The following is a 14,800-nucleotide window of genomic DNA, read 5'->3' as shown; positions in this document are numbered from 1 at the left end:
GGCGCGGACCGGAGGAAAGGGAGCAATGAAGGAAAGCGGGCCGCCAGGGCCCGCCGTGGTCAGTCGTCGGCTTTTTTCGGCGCCTGGCCCTTGTGGAACAGCTGGGCCCACAGCCGTTCCCATTTCTGCGATTCGTCGAGCACGATCACCGGATCGATCATCTTGTAGGCGAACTTGTTGAGATTCGTCTCGACGGCGGTGCTGGCCGGGACGCGGTTGCGCTGCTTGATCAGGTCCTGCCCCTCGCGCGACAGCATGAAGTCGGTGAATAGCAGCGCGCCGTGTGGGTGCGGCGCATGGCGCGCGACGCCGATCGCGTTCGGGCGGCCGAAGGTCGGGCCCAGCGGAATCCACCGGACCGGGGCGCCCTTCTGGGTCAGGCGCTCGATATTGTGGTTGTACACCGTGGCCGCGAGCGGCAGTTCGCCGGCCGCCAGCAGTTCGGCCATCAGGGTGTGGCCGGTGCGCATCTGCGGCTGGGTCGCGGCCAGCTTGCGAAAGTACTCCAGCCCCTCCTTCTCGCCCATCGACTTGGTCACGGCCGCGAACCAGTCGCTGTCGCCCGATTCGATGCCGATCTTGCCCTGCCAGCGCGGATGCAGCAGGTCCTGGTATGACTTGGGAACGTCCTCCGGCTTGACCAGGTTGGTGTTGTAGCCGAGGACGAAGAAATTGAAGCGGTCGGCCACGTAATGGCGGTGCGGCGGGAAGGCCACCGCCGGGATGTCCTTGAAGGCCGGGCTGTAGAATTCGGACAGCAGCTTCTCGCGGTACATCGCCTCCATCTCGGGACCGTTGGTCTCGATCACGTCGGGCGAGAAGCGCCCGGCGCGCGCTTCGGTGACGGTCCGGTGCAGCACCTTCTCGCTGCCGGCCCGCCACAGCGAGACCTTGAGTCCGTACTTCTTCTCGAACGCATCGGTGATCGGCACCGAGTCCTTCAGGTTCAGCGAGGTATACACCACGATCGCGCCCTCTTTGCGAGCCCCCTCGAGCAGCCGCTGTTCGCGGTCCGGGCCCTGGTAGGTAAACAGCGCGTGGTGCTTGCCCTTGTCCTGGGCCGTGCCTTGCGCCTGGGCCGCGCACGGCAGCCCGAACAACAACGCCATTCCCAATGTCGCCAATGTGCCGGCAGCCTTTCTTGCATGTGTCTTCATTCCATCGTCTCCTGTGCCCGTCGTGCGGGCAGGTTGTCGTTATGAATTACCGCATGATTGCCTGAAGCCCTTCCTCCATCCCTGCCTCACCGTTTCTGGGTGATCGTGTCGACCAGCGCCGGCTGGCCGGCCTTGACCTTCTCGATGGCGCGCCGCAGCGCCGCCGCGACGTCGCCGCCCTGCTCGATCGGCCCCTCGGCATACCAGCCCATCGAACGCGCCATGGCCGCGAAGTCGGGCTCCGGATCGTCCATGTCCATGCCGATGTGGGCGCGCTCGAGCGCGGTGCCGCGCTGTTTCGCCATGCGGATCTGGTGTTCCCAGTCATTGTAATAGGCGCGGTTGTTGTACATGACCACCAGCAGCGGGATCCGGTGCTTGGCCGCGACCCACAGCGCGCCGGCGTCGAACATCAGGTCGCCGTCGGGCTGGATGTCCACCACCAGCCGGCCGGCGTCGCGGTGCGCCAGCGCCACCCCGAGCGAGATGCCGATCTGGGTCGCGGTGCCCAGCGACTTGCCGGGATGGCGGTGCGGCCGGTCGAAGTCCCACAGCTTGCGTGTCCAGTCGTTCAGGGTGCCCGCGGTCAGCACCCAGTCTTCGTCGCGGACGACGTCCCACACCTCGCTCGCCAGGCGCGCCGTCGTCATCGGCACCTGGTCCCAGTGTTCGCGCGCCTGCGCCGCCCATTTGGCGCGCGCCGCGCGGTGCCGGGCCGCCGTCTGTTCGGTGCGCGCGCGCACCCGCGGGCCCAGCGCCGGATCGCGCGCCAGGCGTTGCCGCGCCAGCGCGGTCAGCTGCGGGATCGCGACCGTGGTGTCGCCCATGATGCGCAGGTCGGCATGCAGGAGGCGCTGGTAATCCATGGCCCAGCTGGACAGCTCCAGGTCGCCGAAGCCGATGTCGATCCAGCGCGCGCCGTCCGGCACCAGGCTGACCAGCTCGCGCGTGGTGCTGGTCAGTTCGGTGGTCGGCTTTTCCCAGTCGCGCACGTCGAGGCACAGGATCAGGTCGGCGTCGCGGAACACGTCCTTGACCATGCTCAGGTTCAGCGGGTGGCAACCGGGGAAGTTCAGGCGGCTGTTGATGTCGAATACCGCGATGCCGAGCGTCTCGGCCAGCTCCACCAGCGTATCGAAGGCCGCGTGCTCGCGGCCGCTGAATTCCGCCATGATCACCGGGCGCTCGGCCGCCACCAGCATGTCCATCGCCTGCTCCATGGCCGCCGCGTCGGGCGCGATCGGGGTCGGCACGGCCGCGGCGGCGGCCGGCGGCAGCGGCACCTCGTGCTCGAGCGGGGCTTCCTGCAGCCAGGCGTCGTAGCACATATAGATCGGCCCGCGCGGCTCGGTCATCATCACGCCATAGGCGCGCGCGAACGATTCCGGCACGCCGTCGACCACGGTCGGCTGGTAATCCCATTTGGTGTAGTCGCGCAACGCCTGGCCCTGCACGTTGGCGGTATGGGTCCAGTCGATGCGCGGGCGGCGCTTTGTCTCGTCCATCGGGCCGGTGGCGCCGACGATGAACACCGGCGCGCGGTCGATGTAGGCGTAGTACACCGCCATGTTCGCGTGCAGCAGGCCGACCAGGTTGTGCAGGATCGCGACCATCGGCCGCCCGCTCGCCTTGGCGTAGCCATGGGCGATCTGCACCGCTGTTTCCTCGTGCTGGCACAGCATCATGTACGGGTAGTTCTGGCCGTAGTTGACGATCGAATCGTGCAGGCCGCGGTAGCTGGCGCCGGGGTTCAGCGCGGCATACGGCAGCCCGTAACGGTGCAGCAGGTCGACGATGACGTCAGAGCCCCAGCGCTGCGCGGCTGGCGCCACGCCGGGCGGAGGCCGGGTGTCGCCGATGGTTAATATCGGCGCCTGAGATGCGCCTGTTTCGACAGGTTTGTTCATCTGCGTCTCCTCCTCGTTGTTATGTGCGTGCCGGAGAATCTAAACACAAATACTCAAGAAAATAAACGAATTTAGAATAGCATTCCGATATGCTGAACATCCCTCCATGAAAGACGCCGTTCCATAGCGGCGTTCTGGACGCGGCTTCCCGGCGACGTTCCGATATATGGATCGAGGCGGACTAGCCGCGCGTGGTGGCGGCGTGGAACAGCAGCGACTTGATCACCACCGGCACCACGCCAGATGGTTCGAGCACGGCGCCGATGTCGATGAAGTCCAGCTCGCGCAGGGCGATGCCATCGACCGACACCAGGCCGCAGTCCAGGCCCAGTTCGACGTGCAGCATGCGGCCGAGGGAGGCCGCCACGTCGCCATTGATCGCCAGGAACAGCGGCTCGCTGCGTTGCCCGGCCGGCGCCGCGAAGCGTGCGATCGCGCTGGCCAGTGCGAACAGCCGCGCGTGCTCCGGTTCGTCCTGCCACCTGAAGGCGATCGCCAGCCGCGCCGCCGGCGCAAGATCGAGGCGCGCCGCGCCCTCGTGCAGCGCCGCCGCCACGCGATCGGGATCGATGGGGCCCGCCAGGTCCAGGCCGAGGTGCAGCACCGGCACGTTGTGGGCCGGCAGGAGCGGAGACGACGGCATGCCATCGGACAGGTAGATGGTCTTGCCGCTGACCTGCACCGTGAACTGCGACGCCCCGATCACGGTCGCGCGGATGCCTTCCATCGGCTCGACCAGGGGCAGCGCGATGCGCGACCTGATCTGGGCCGCGATCTCCTGCGCCAGCAGGCCGGCGATGTCGCCATGGTCGGCCTGCTCGCGCCCGAACAGGTATTCCGCCACCCCGCCCGAGAAGGTCATGAAGGCCGGCTGCACGGTGCGCGCCAGCGGCGCGGTCAGCGCCAGGGCGCGGCCCAGGCCGTCGAGCGCGGCGCCGGAGAGGTGGTCGCCGACCACCTGCGCCATGCGGCGCGCGATCTCGCGCCGCACCGCGGGACGCGCCAGGTTGCTCGGCGCGACGTCGAGGCCCAGTTGTCCGGCCACGAGCCGCGCCGCGTCGTCGCAGCGCGTCCAGGCGCCGTGCGCGTCCCGCGCCAGCAGGCGGCCGCCCACGGCGAACGCCGCCACGCCCACGACCTCGCCGCCGCCGACCAGCGCCAGCTTGGTGGTGCCGCCGCCGACATCGACGTGCAGGCCGCACTCGCCCCTGCGCCGCGACAGGGCGGCCGCGCCCGACCCGTGCGCGGCCAGGATGCTTTCCAGCTGGTGGCCAGCGGTGGCGCACACGAATTTGCCCGATTCGCGGGCGAAGATCTCCTGGATCGCACGCGCGTTCCTGCGCTTGATGGCTTCGCCGGTCAGGATCACGGCGCCGCTGTCGATGTCGTCCCTGGCAAAGCCGGCATCGCGGTAGGCCCGGGCGATGAAATGTTCCAGCGCATGCGCGTCGATCGTGCCGTCGGCCAGGAACGGCGTCAGCACGATCGGCGAGCGCCACAGCACCTCGCGCCCGGTCACCACGAAACGGCTCGACCAGCCTTCGGCCAGGCGTTGCGAAGTGACCCGGGCGAACAGTAGGTGCGAGGTCGAACTGCCGATGTCGATGCCGACCGTGCGCAGCACGACCGTGTCCTGGTCGTGGATCAGCCGGGCGATCGCCGCCTGCCCATGCTCATGCTCATGTTCGTGATCCAGGTCGAGATCGTGCGGCATCGCGCTGGCCGGCTAGACGGCGGGGCCGGTCGACCTGGGCATGCGTACCGGCCCGCTCAATTCCCCGGGCGGCAAGGCGAGGATCGCCGGCTCGTCGAAGATGCCGCCCATGGCCGATGCCACGCCGTGTTCGCGCAGGGCTTCGAGCCATTTGCGGTGGATGCGCGGATCCTGGTCCTCGTATTCGAGCTGGCGTCCACCCTGGGTCAGCGAGATCGACCCGGCGCCCTCGGAACTCTTGCGCCGCAGCGAAATGAAGGGATAGCGCCGGCTGCCCAGGCTGCATGCCAGGTAGCGCGCCGGCTGCGCGCAGGTATTGAAGTGCTGGTGGAACATCCAGAACGGCGGCGTGTACATGAAGCCGTGCTTCCAGGGGATTTCACGAAACTCCGCATCGCCCTCGTACCACAGCAGCGAATAGCCCTCGCCATCGACCGCGTGCACATGGGTGCCGGCCGCGTGGCGGTGTGCCTTCTTGTAGCGTCCCGTCGGGATCTGCGACACGTGGGCATGCATGGTGCCGTCGGCCAGGATGAAACTGACATTGGTCGAACCCGGCCCCCGCTCCTCGAATTCATAGAGCTTGAAGCTCGACACGTCGTGGACGAAATTGGTTTCCCACACATTGCGCTTGATCGTGTTCGACTTGTGCGTGTAGGCCGTATGCTCGCCCTCCCCCTCGAAATGCCCGGCCGCGCCCGTGCGTTCCGGGAAGGCGAAGGGATTGTCGAACACGAAATCGATGTTGTGGTACAGGTTGATCGTGATCGGCGCGTTATTGGTGCACGAAATGCGCAGCGGCTCGGCGCCGCTGGCGTTGAAGACCTGGTACTGGCAGTTGAGCGGGATCGCGAACACTGCCTTCGGCCCCCATTCGAATACCCGGGTCTCGCCGCCCGGAAGCCAGACCTTGGTCGCGCCATGGCCGCTGAGCACATAGCAAAACACTTCGTACAGGTGCTTGACCGGGCGCGTCTTCCTGCCGCCCTCGACTTCGAGCACGTAGTTGGCCATGAAGTCGCCGGCGCCGTGCGTATGGGCGAAGCAGCCGCGCGCGTCGTAGCGTTCCCAGCGTCCGGTCTCCAGCGCCAGCAGGTCGTGGCCGAAGTCCAGGTGGATCGGGATGCCCTCGGCCTCGGTCCAGTCGCGGTAGGGATCGATGAGTACCCGGGCCTCGGCGACCGGGCCGGTGTCGCTTGCTGGAGTCTCGCCGTCGCTGCCCGTCATGCCGGTCTCGCCATTCATACCGTATTCCCCTATATGGAACGCAGGTCCGATTTAAAGTGAAAGGTAATGTAGCTGGCGGCCAGGTGCATGTCAACAGGCGCCGCCGCCACGTCACGGACCAAATTTTTTTCAGACGCGATGTCACACATCCGCCCCGCCGCTCGTCCAGCAAGGGATGGCCGGCCCGTCCGCCGGTCTCGATCCCCTCAACTCCAAGGAAACACGACCATGAATCGCGAAAACTGGTTCCAGGCCTCCCCCGAAGGCGCGCAGGCACTGGGCGGCGTCCATCACTACGTCACGAAAAACACGCAACTGCCGTCCCGGCTGATCCACCTGGTCTTCCTGCGCGTCTCGCAGATCAACGGCTGCGCGCATTGCATCGACCTGCACGCGCGCGACCTCGTCAAGGAAGGCATGGCGGTCGACAAGCTGCTGCTGCTGCCGGTCTGGGACGAAGTCGCCTACCTGTTCTCGGACCAGGAGCGCGCGGCGCTGGCCTGGGCAGAGGAAGTCACCCGCGTCAGCGAGACCCACGTCTCGGACGAGGCCTATGCGGCGGCAGCCAAGGCCTTCGGCCCCAGGGAACTGGTCGACCTGACGATCGCCATCGCGGCCATGAACGCCTTCAATCGCATGGGCGTGAGCTTCCGCCTCAAGCCCGCCATCCGGGAATAGTGCAGGGACGCGTCTGCGCGTCGCGCACCGTCGACAGCCGCCGTTTTGTCACACGCCTGTCATTACGCGGGCGGATGATGGTCAAAAGTGAGCTCCGGCACGTGTTCACGCCGGTTCTGGCCAACGCTACCGGGATGCGCAGACATCATGTATAAAAGCGACAAGAAGCTCTTGATCCTCGATGCAGACGGCACCACCATCGACGCCTTCTCCGCCATCGAAGCCGCCTTTGCCCACCACGGCCTGGCGCTGGGCGACGAAGCCAGTTTCCAGAAACGCCACAAGCTGCTCAAGTACATGGGCGGCCTGAAGGAATTCCCCTCGATCATCCGCAAGAACCTGCGCAAGAACAGCCGCGCCCAGCTGATCGACACACTGACCGGCATCTACCGGCAAGAAGCCCGGCTGTACGACGGCATCCCCGAGCTGATGCGCGAACTGATCGCGGCGCCCGACATCACGGTCGGCATCGTCACGCGCAACGTCACGATCGAGCCGCTGGAAACCCTGCGCCAGCTATTCCTGCGCCACGACATCGATATCGCCGAACTGGATTTCCTGGTCCATATCCCGCTCAAGGACAAGAAGACCGCCCAGTTCCGCGCCACGCGCGAGCAGTTCGGCGTCAACCCGGCGCGCGGCTATATCTGCGGCGACGAGCACAAGGACTTCGAGGCGGCGATCGGCACCGGCATGCATCCCTTCATGGTCTCCTACGGTTTCGAAGACCACGACCGGCTGACGACCAAGTTCGAGATCCCGCATGAACTGATCTCGCGCACCTCGGCCGAGCTGTGCTGCCGCATCCGGCACGCGCTCGACCTCGGGGTGCTGGTTCAGGATCCGTACCAGGACAGCAGCAGGCTGACGGCGCCGAGTATCCAGTAGTCGACCGCCGCACGCGATATGCGGCGTTGTCTTACACGTGCCCGCCGGGTCTGGATTTGCTGATAGATTGTCAACACCAGCAATCCTTACCCATTCCCCAGCATTGCCATGAAAACCTTCCACTGCGATAAGTGCTCACAGCAAATATTTTTTGAAAACACCCTTTGCTGCAATTGCGACAGTACGCTCGGCTATCAACCAGCCACGCGCAGCGTCAACAGCTTCGAGCAGGCCGACGACGGACTGTGGCGCAGCCTGAACCACAACGATGAAGGCAAGCTCTATAAACAGTGCAGCAATTACGTGCAGCACAATGTCTGCAACTGGATGCTGCCTGCGGACGATCCCCACGATCTGTGTGCCTCATGCCAGCTGACCGTGACGATCCCGGCGCTGACGTCCGAAAAAAACCACATCCTGTGGGCGCGTCTCGAAGCCGCCAAGCGCCGCCTATTATTTACGCTGGCGATGCTGGACCTGACCCCGGCGTCGAAGGAAACCGAACCCGAGACCGGCCTGGCGTTCCAGTTCCTGGAAGACGGCGTGACCGATCAGTGCGTGATGACCGGCCACGCCAATGGCGTGATCACCCTGAACATCGCCGAAGCCGATCCGGCCGAGCGCGAGCGCACGCGCGAACAAATGCACGAGCGCTACCGCACGCTGCTAGGACATTTCCGCCACGAAAGTGGTCACTACTATTTCGACCGCCTGGTTGCCGACAGCCCGTGGATTGACGAATATCGCGCCCTGTTCGGCGACGAGCGCCAGGATTATGGCGAGAGCCTGAAGCGGCATTATGCGCACGGCCCCGCCGAAGACTGGGCCGAGCGCTTCGTGAGCAGCTATGCCAGCTCCCATCCGTGGGAAGACTGGGCCGAGACCTGGGCCCATTACCTCCACGTCATCGATACGCTGGAGACGGCGCACGCCTGCGGCCTGCAGCTCAAGCCGCGCAAGGCCGACGAACCCGCGCTCGACGGCATTACGCTGCCGACCAGAACGGATGCGTTCGACGAGACCCTGAACGACTGGTTCGCGCTGACTTATGTGCTCAACAGCCTGAATCGCAGCATCGGGATGCCGGACTCGTACCCGTTCACGCTGAGCCCCCCGGTACGGCAAAAGCTGGGCTTCGTGCACCGGGTGGTGCGCGCGCAACTCGAGAAAGACCGGGCGCCGCACGGTCCGGCCAGCGCCACACCGGCGGCCTGATGCGACGCACCGCCATGAGGCGCGCGGCGCCGTTTTCCTCATAAAGGTGCGGCGCGCCATGTCCTGGTGCGCCGCACCGTCACGCGGCCTGGGTCTGGGTTTGCGTCATTCCGGATAGCGTCTGGGATTGGGCCTGCCCGCCCTCGGGCAAGCTTGGTTCGATCGGGATCAGGAAGTCGCGGCTGATGCCGTTGCCCAGTGCGTCGACCGACGCCAGGAAGCGGGTCAGGAAAGCGTGGAGGCCTTCTTCGAGGATGGCGCCGATCGGCGCCGCCTGCAGCATGGCGTACAGTTCCACTGCCAGGCGCTCGGTATCGTGCGACTGCGCGTTGCGCACGTCCTGCAGGTTGGCCACGACCGCGGCCATGCACGCCACCAGCGAGCGCGGCATTCTTTCCTGCAGGATCAGTAGCTCGGCCACCCGCTTGGGCGTGATGGCGTCGCGATAGACCTTGCGGTAGATCTCGAAGGCGGACACCGAGCGCAGCAGCGCCGCAAGCTGGTAGAACTCCGCCTGCGAACCGGCCTGGACCGGATCGGACGGCTGGAACCGGAACTTGACGTCGAGGATGCGCGCCGTATTGTCGGCCCGTTCCAGGAAGGTGCCGAGACGGATGAAGTTGAACGCTTCGTCCTGGAACATGGTGCCCAGCGTGACGCCGCGCGACAGGTGCGAGCGGTACTTGACCCATTCCAGGAACTGGCCGGGATCGTGCTCGAAGGTGCGCTTCTTGAGATGCTGCTGCAGCATCAGCCAGGTCGTGTTCTCGGTTTCCCACACCTCGGTGGTCAGCGCGCCGCGCACGGCGCGCGCATTCTCGCGGGCCGCGCGCAGGCAACTGGTGATCGAGGACGGGTTGTCCGGATCGCGGACCATGAAGTCGATCACGTCCTTTTGGGTCAGCGCCGGGTACCTGGCCTCGAACTGCGATTCCAGTTCGGACACGCCCAGCATGCTGCGCCAGCCCTGCTGCTCGGCCTGGGCCGATTGCGGCATCAGCGAATACTGGACGCGGACATCGAGCATGCGGGCCGTGTTTTCGGCGCGTTCGGTATAACGGGCCATCCAGAACAAATGGTCTGCGGTGCGGCTCAACATATCAGTTCTCCAGTATCCAGGTGTCCTTGGTGCCGCCGCCCTGCGATGAATTGACCACCAGCGAGCCCTCCTGCAATGCCACCCGGGTCAGGCCGCCCGGCACCATCGACACGGTCTTGCCCGACAGGACGAAAGGACGCAGGTCGATGTGGCGCGGCGCGATGCCCGCTTCGACGTAGGTCGGGCACGCCGACAAGGCCAGCGTGGGCTGGGCGATATAGCCGTCGGGGTTGGCGAGCAGGCGCGCGCGGAAGGCCTCGATCTCGGCGTGGGTCGAGGCCGGCCCGACCAGCATGCCGTAGCCGCCGGCGCCGTGCACTTCCTTGACCACCAGCTCGGGCAGGCGCGACAGGGTATACGCGAGGTCTTCCTTTTTCCTGCACTGGTAGGTCGGCACGTTGTTCAGGATCGGCTGTTCGCCCAGGTAGAATTCGATCATGTCCGGGACATACGGATAGATCGACTTGTCGTCGGCGACCCCGGTGCCGATGGCATTGGCCAGGCCGACCCGGCCGGCGCGCACCGCGTCGAGCAGGCCGGGCACGCCCAGGGTCGACTCGGCGCGGAAGGCGCGCGGGTCGAGGTAGTCGTCGTCGATGCGGCGATAGATGACGTCGACCTGCTTCGGCCCGCGGGTGGTGCGCATGTACACGGTGTCGTCGCTGACATACAGGTCTTGCCCCTGCACCAGCGCCACGCCCATCTGCTGGGCCAGGAAGGCGTGTTCGAAATAGGCCGAGTTGTGCATGCCGGGCGTGAGCACGACCACGGTCGGGTCGAGCGGGCCGGCCGGCGCCACGGTGCGCAAGTTGTCGAGCAGCAGGTCGGGATAGTGCTCGACCGGGGCCACCCGGTTGCGGGCGAACAGCACCGGGAACAGCCGCATCATCATCTTGCGGTTTTCCAGCATATAAGAGACGCCGGACGGCACCCGCAGATTGTCTTCCAGGACGTAGAACTCGCCTTCTCCGGCGCGCACGATGTCGACCCCGGCGATGTGGGCGTAGATGTCGGAAGGCACCTTGACGCCCTGCATGGCGGGCCGGTACTGGGCGTTGTCCAGGATCTGCTCGGGCGGGATGATGCCCGCCTTCAGGATCGCCTGCTCATGGTAGACGTCGTGCAGGAAGCGATTCAGCGCGGTGACCCGCTGCACCAGGCCGGCCTGCAGACGCGCCCATTCGGCCGCGTCGATCACGCGCGGAATGATGTCGAATGGGATCAGTCTTTCCTTGCCGGCGTTGTCGCCGTAGACCGCGAAGGTGATCCCCACCCGCTGGAAGGTCAGCTCGGCCTCCGCCCGTTTCTGCGCAATCAGCTCCGGCGGCTGCGAGGCGAGCCAGCGCGCGAATGCGTCGTAATGGGGCCTTGCTGTTGCCGCAGTGGAATACATTTCATCGTAAAAGTTCGGCATCGGATCCTCCCATGGCATCAGTGCAATCAAGAAACGTGCCAGCTCGGCAAGGATGCACGAGCGCATTATATTGCGGGTACGAATCATGCTTATGCACAGTTGAAACAGGCATGTACCGATGTGCTGGTATGGTTCGTGACCACTCCTATAAAGGCATTCTCCGCATGGCTATCCGTATCGCGCTGCACCACAGGACCAGTTACCGCTACGACCGGCAAGTCGCCCTCTCGCCGCATGAAGTGCGCCTGCGTCCGGCGCCGCATGCGCGCACGCCGGTCCTGGCGTATTCACTGTCGGTGCAGCCGCACGAGCACTTCATCAACTGGCAGCAAGATCCGTACGGTAATTACATCGGTCGCTTCGTGTTCCCGGAAAAAACCGACACGCTCGAGTTCACGGTCGACCTGGTCGCCGACATGACGGTCATCAATCCCTTCGATTTCTTCATCGAACAATATGCGGAGAACTTTCCCTTTGCCTATCCAGAACAATTGCAGGGGGAACTAAGCGCCTACCTACAGCCGGCGCCGGCCGGCCCGCTGCTGCTGGCCTGGGTGGCGGCGGCGCGGCGCGCGCTGCTGGCGGAGCCGATGAATACCACCGACTTCCTGGTGGCCATCAACCAGCGCCTGCAGCGCGATATCGCCTATCTGTTGCGGATGGAGCCCGGCGTGCAGACGCCGGAAGACACGCTGGAAAAGGGTTCCGGTTCGTGCCGCGACAGCGGCTGGCTGCTGGTGCAGATCCTGCGCACGATGGGGCTGGCGGCGCGTTTCGTGTCCGGCTACCTGATCCAGCTGCGCGCCGACCAGGAGGCGCTCGACGGGCCGAGCGGCGCCCTCGAGGATTTCACCGACCTGCACGCCTGGACCGAGGTGTACATTCCTGGCGCCGGCTGGATCGGGCTCGACCCGACCTCGGGCATGCTGGCGGGCGAAGGCCATATCCCGCTCGCCTGCAGCGCGCTGCCGTCGTCGGCGGCGCCGGTGACGGGCTTCAGCGACGAGGCCGAGGTCACGTTCGTCCACCAGATGACGGTCACCCGCATCCATGAAGACCCACGCGTGACCAAGCCCTATGCGGACGCCGACTGGCAAGCCATCGACCGCCTCGGCCGCCAGGTCGACGCCGACCTGCTGGCCCAGGACGTGCGCCTGACCCAGGGCGGCGAGCCCACCTTCGTCTCGATCGACGACATGGACGCGCCGGAGTGGAATACCCAGGCGCACGGCGACCGCAAGCGCGCGCTGGCGGGGACGCTGGCGCAGCGGCTGAAGGACTGTTTCGCGCCGGGCGGCCTGCTGCACTACGGCCAGGGCAAATGGTATCCGGGCGAGCCGCTGCCGCGCTGGGCGCTGAACATCTTCTGGCGGGTCGATGGCCAGCCGCTGTGGCAAGACCCGTCCCTGTTCTCGGACGAACACGCCGACGACGGCCATGGCGTGGAGGACGCATGTCGCTTCGCCGCGGCGCTGGTCGATGCGCTCGGCCTGCCGGCGGGCAGCGCGATCCCCGCCTATGAAGACGTGCTGCTGCAGGCCCGGCGCGAACAGGCGTTGCCGGCCAACCTCGATCCCCTGCAGGCCGACCTGGACGCGCCGGAAGAACGGCGCCGGCTGGCGCGCCTGCTCGAGCGTGGCCTGGGCCAGGTGGCCGGTTACGTGCTGCCGCTGCAGGCCGCGGACGGCGCCGGCTGGCGCACATCGGCCTGGCCGCTGCGGCGCGAACACCTGTACCTGCTCGAGGGCGACTCGCCGCTCGGCTTGCGCCTGCCGCTGGCCACGCTGCCATGGGCGCCGCCGCAGGAACGCGATCCCGGCTTCGACGTCGATCCGTTCGCGCCGCGCGCCGCCCTGGCGGCCATGCCGCAGGCCGTGCACCAGAGCGTCCACCAGGGCGTGCAGGCGGCGCCTGGCCGCGTGACCGGCGCGCCGGCCGCGCGCGATGTGATCCACACCGCGCTGTGCGTCGAAGTGCGCGCCGGGCGCCTGTACGTCTTCATGCCGCCGCAAGTGCGCCTGGAGGATTACCTGGCGCTGGCCGGCGCGGTGGAGGCCAGCGCCGCGAAGCTTGGCATGAAACTGCGGCTCGAAGGCTATGCGCCGCCGCGCGACCCGCGCATCAAGCTGCTCAGCGTCACACCCGATCCCGGCGTCATCGAAGTCAATATCCACCCGGCTGCCTCGTGGAACGAGCTGGTGCACAACGTGACGACCCTGTACCAGGAAGCGCGGCTGACCCGCCTGGGCACCGAGAAATTCATGCACGACGGCCGCCACACCGGCACCGGCGGCGGCAATCACGCCACCCTGGGCGGCGCCAGCGCCGCGGACAGCCCGATGCTGCGCCGGCCCGACCTGCTCAAGAGCCTGATCACCTACTGGCAGATCCATCCGGCCCTCTCGTACCTGTTCTCGGGCACCTTCATCGGGCCGACCAGCCAGGCGCCGCGGGTCGACGAGGCGCGCGACGACAACCTGTACGAGCTGGCGATCGCCTTCCAGCAAATGGACAAGGTGCTGCCCACCCTGCAGCCGGGCGACAAGCCGTGGATGGTCGACCGCCTGCTGCGCAACCTGCTGGTCGACCTGACCGGCAATACGCACCGCGCCGAGTTCTCGATCGACAAGCTGTATTCGCCGGACGGCCCGACCGGCCGCCTGGGCCTGGTGGAGTTCCGCGCCTTCGAGATGCCGCCGCACGAGCGCATGAGCCTGCTGCAAATGCTGTTGCTGCGGGCCCTGGTCGCGCGCTTCTGGCGCGAACCCTGCCAGGCCCGGCTGGTGCACTGGGGCACCGCCCTGCATGACCGCTGGATGCTGCCGCACTTCGTCGCCCAGGATATCCGCGACGTCGCGCGCGACCTGCGCGCGGCCGGCTATGCCTTCGAGGATCACTGGTTCGAGCCGTTCGTCGAATTCCGCTTCCCGCGCTACGGCAGCGTGGTCTACGAAGGGGTGGAGATGGAACTGCGCCAGGCGATCGAGCCGTGGAACGTGCTGGGTGAAGAGGTTGCCGCCGGCGGCACCGCGCGCTACGTCGATTCGTCGGTCGAGCGCATGCAGCTGCTGGTGCGCGGCCTGACCGATGGCCGCCACGTGGTGGCCTGCAACGGCCGCATGCTGCCGCTGCATCCGACCGGCGTGCCGGGCGAGTACGTGTCCGGCGTGCGCTTTCGCGCCTGGAGTCCGTGGTCGGCGCTGCATCCGAGCATCCGGGTCCAGGCGCCGCTGGTGTTCGACCTGGTCGACACCTGGAGCGGCCGCGCGATCGGCGGCTGCACCTATCACGTGGTGCATCCGGGTGGACGCAATGAAACGGGCGCGCCGGTCAATGCGAATGCCGCAGAGGCGCGCCGTTTCGCGCGCTTCTGGCCGCATGGCCACACCCCGGGCCCGATGACGGTGCGCAGCGAGCCGCTGAACCCTAGTTTCCCCATGACACTAGATTTACGCTGGCAGGCAAGCTAACCTATCGTTTCGTACCACCAGTCACCAGCAG

At 66.5% G+C, this 14,800-nt stretch carries 10 protein-coding genes; 4 read left to right on the top strand and 6 right to left on the bottom strand.

The features are described 5' to 3' along the window. Positions 1 to 59: 59 nt before the first annotated feature. From Q9246_RS03965 to Q9246_RS03950, 4 genes are all read right to left on the bottom strand, one after another. Entirely contained in the window at positions 60 to 1,109 is a 1,050-nt protein-coding gene (locus tag Q9246_RS03965) for an ABC transporter substrate-binding protein (RefSeq protein ID WP_306395619.1), read from the bottom strand. Between the two features lie 134 nt (positions 1,110 to 1,243). After that, the gene (locus Q9246_RS03960; protein WP_306395618.1) at positions 1,244 to 3,064 is read right to left on the bottom strand and encodes a thiamine pyrophosphate-binding protein; all 1,821 of its coding nucleotides are present in this window, start codon (positions 3,062 to 3,064) and stop codon (positions 1,244 to 1,246) included. 181 nt (positions 3,065 to 3,245) lie between these two features. Continuing rightward, positions 3,246 to 4,778, bottom strand: coding sequence for an ethanolamine ammonia-lyase reactivating factor EutA (locus tag Q9246_RS03955; protein WP_306395616.1), 1,533 nt, complete (start codon positions 4,776 to 4,778; stop codon positions 3,246 to 3,248). Between the two features lie 12 nt (positions 4,779 to 4,790). Continuing rightward, a complete protein-coding gene (locus Q9246_RS03950; RefSeq protein ID WP_306395614.1) occupies positions 4,791 to 6,023 on the bottom strand; it encodes a cupin domain-containing protein in 1,233 nt (410 codons plus the stop codon). Between the two features lie 210 nt (positions 6,024 to 6,233). On the opposite strand from Q9246_RS03950, the gene Q9246_RS03945 reads away from it, so the two are divergent. The 3 genes from Q9246_RS03945 (at position 6,234) to Q9246_RS03935 (ending at position 8,786) form a co-directional block, all read left to right on the top strand. Next, entirely contained in the window at positions 6,234 to 6,683 is a 450-nt protein-coding gene (locus Q9246_RS03945; RefSeq protein ID WP_306395613.1) for a carboxymuconolactone decarboxylase family protein, read from the top strand. A gap of 147 nt (positions 6,684 to 6,830) precedes the next feature. Then, positions 6,831 to 7,571, top strand: coding sequence for an HAD family hydrolase (locus Q9246_RS03940; protein WP_306395612.1), 741 nt, complete (start codon positions 6,831 to 6,833; stop codon positions 7,569 to 7,571). A gap of 108 nt (positions 7,572 to 7,679) precedes the next feature. After that, a complete protein-coding gene (locus tag Q9246_RS03935; RefSeq protein WP_306395611.1) occupies positions 7,680 to 8,786 on the top strand; it encodes a zinc-binding metallopeptidase family protein in 1,107 nt (368 codons plus the stop codon). A gap of 79 nt (positions 8,787 to 8,865) precedes the next feature. Here the strand turns inward: Q9246_RS03935 and Q9246_RS03930 are convergent, their stop codons facing one another. Together Q9246_RS03930 and Q9246_RS03925 are read right to left on the bottom strand one after the other, a co-directional pair. After that, on the bottom strand, positions 8,866 to 9,885 hold the full coding sequence (locus tag Q9246_RS03930; RefSeq protein WP_306395609.1) for an alpha-E domain-containing protein: 1,020 nt from the start codon (positions 9,883 to 9,885) through the stop codon (positions 8,866 to 8,868). Between the two features lies 1 nt (position 9,886). After that, positions 9,887 to 11,299 (bottom strand): circularly permuted type 2 ATP-grasp protein, encoded by a 1,413-nt coding sequence (locus tag Q9246_RS03925; RefSeq protein WP_306395608.1) that lies wholly within the window; start codon positions 11,297 to 11,299, stop codon positions 9,887 to 9,889. A 164-nt stretch (positions 11,300 to 11,463) separates the two neighbouring features. Between Q9246_RS03925 and Q9246_RS03920 the strand changes: the two genes are divergently transcribed. Next, a complete protein-coding gene (locus tag Q9246_RS03920) occupies positions 11,464 to 14,769 on the top strand; it encodes a transglutaminase family protein (RefSeq protein ID WP_306395606.1) in 3,306 nt (1,101 codons plus the stop codon). The last annotated feature ends 31 nt before the right edge of the window (positions 14,770 to 14,800 follow it).

Source organism: Telluria beijingensis, from assembly GCF_030770395.1.
GTDB lineage: Bacteria > Pseudomonadota > Gammaproteobacteria > Burkholderiales > Burkholderiaceae_D > Telluria > Telluria beijingensis.
The sequence above is the reverse complement of the archived record's forward strand: the minus strand, read 5'-3'. Positions and strand labels throughout refer to the sequence as shown.

Excerpts from the sequence above, each read along its gene's own strand:
- Q9246_RS03965 (WP_306395619.1), bottom strand. The coding sequence starts at position 1,109 with ATGGCGTTGTTGTTCGGGCTGCCGTGCGCGGCCCAGGCGCAAGGCACG.
- Q9246_RS03960 (WP_306395618.1), bottom strand. The coding sequence starts at position 3,064 with ATGAACAAACCTGTCGAAACAGGCGCATCTCAGGCGCCGATATTAACC.
- Q9246_RS03955 (WP_306395616.1), bottom strand. The coding sequence starts at position 4,778 with ATGCCGCACGATCTCGACCTGGATCACGAACATGAGCATGAGCATGGG.
- Q9246_RS03950 (WP_306395614.1), bottom strand. The coding sequence starts at position 6,023 with ATGAATGGCGAGACCGGCATGACGGGCAGCGACGGCGAGACTCCAGCA.
- Q9246_RS03945 (WP_306395613.1), top strand. The coding sequence starts at position 6,234 with ATGAATCGCGAAAACTGGTTCCAGGCCTCCCCCGAAGGCGCGCAGGCA.
- Q9246_RS03940 (WP_306395612.1), top strand. The coding sequence starts at position 6,831 with ATGTATAAAAGCGACAAGAAGCTCTTGATCCTCGATGCAGACGGCACC.
- Q9246_RS03935 (WP_306395611.1), top strand. The coding sequence starts at position 7,680 with ATGAAAACCTTCCACTGCGATAAGTGCTCACAGCAAATATTTTTTGAA.
- Q9246_RS03930 (WP_306395609.1), bottom strand. The coding sequence starts at position 9,885 with ATGTTGAGCCGCACCGCAGACCATTTGTTCTGGATGGCCCGTTATACC.
- Q9246_RS03925 (WP_306395608.1), bottom strand. The coding sequence starts at position 11,299 with ATGCCGAACTTTTACGATGAAATGTATTCCACTGCGGCAACAGCAAGG.
- Q9246_RS03920 (WP_306395606.1), top strand. The coding sequence starts at position 11,464 with ATGGCTATCCGTATCGCGCTGCACCACAGGACCAGTTACCGCTACGAC.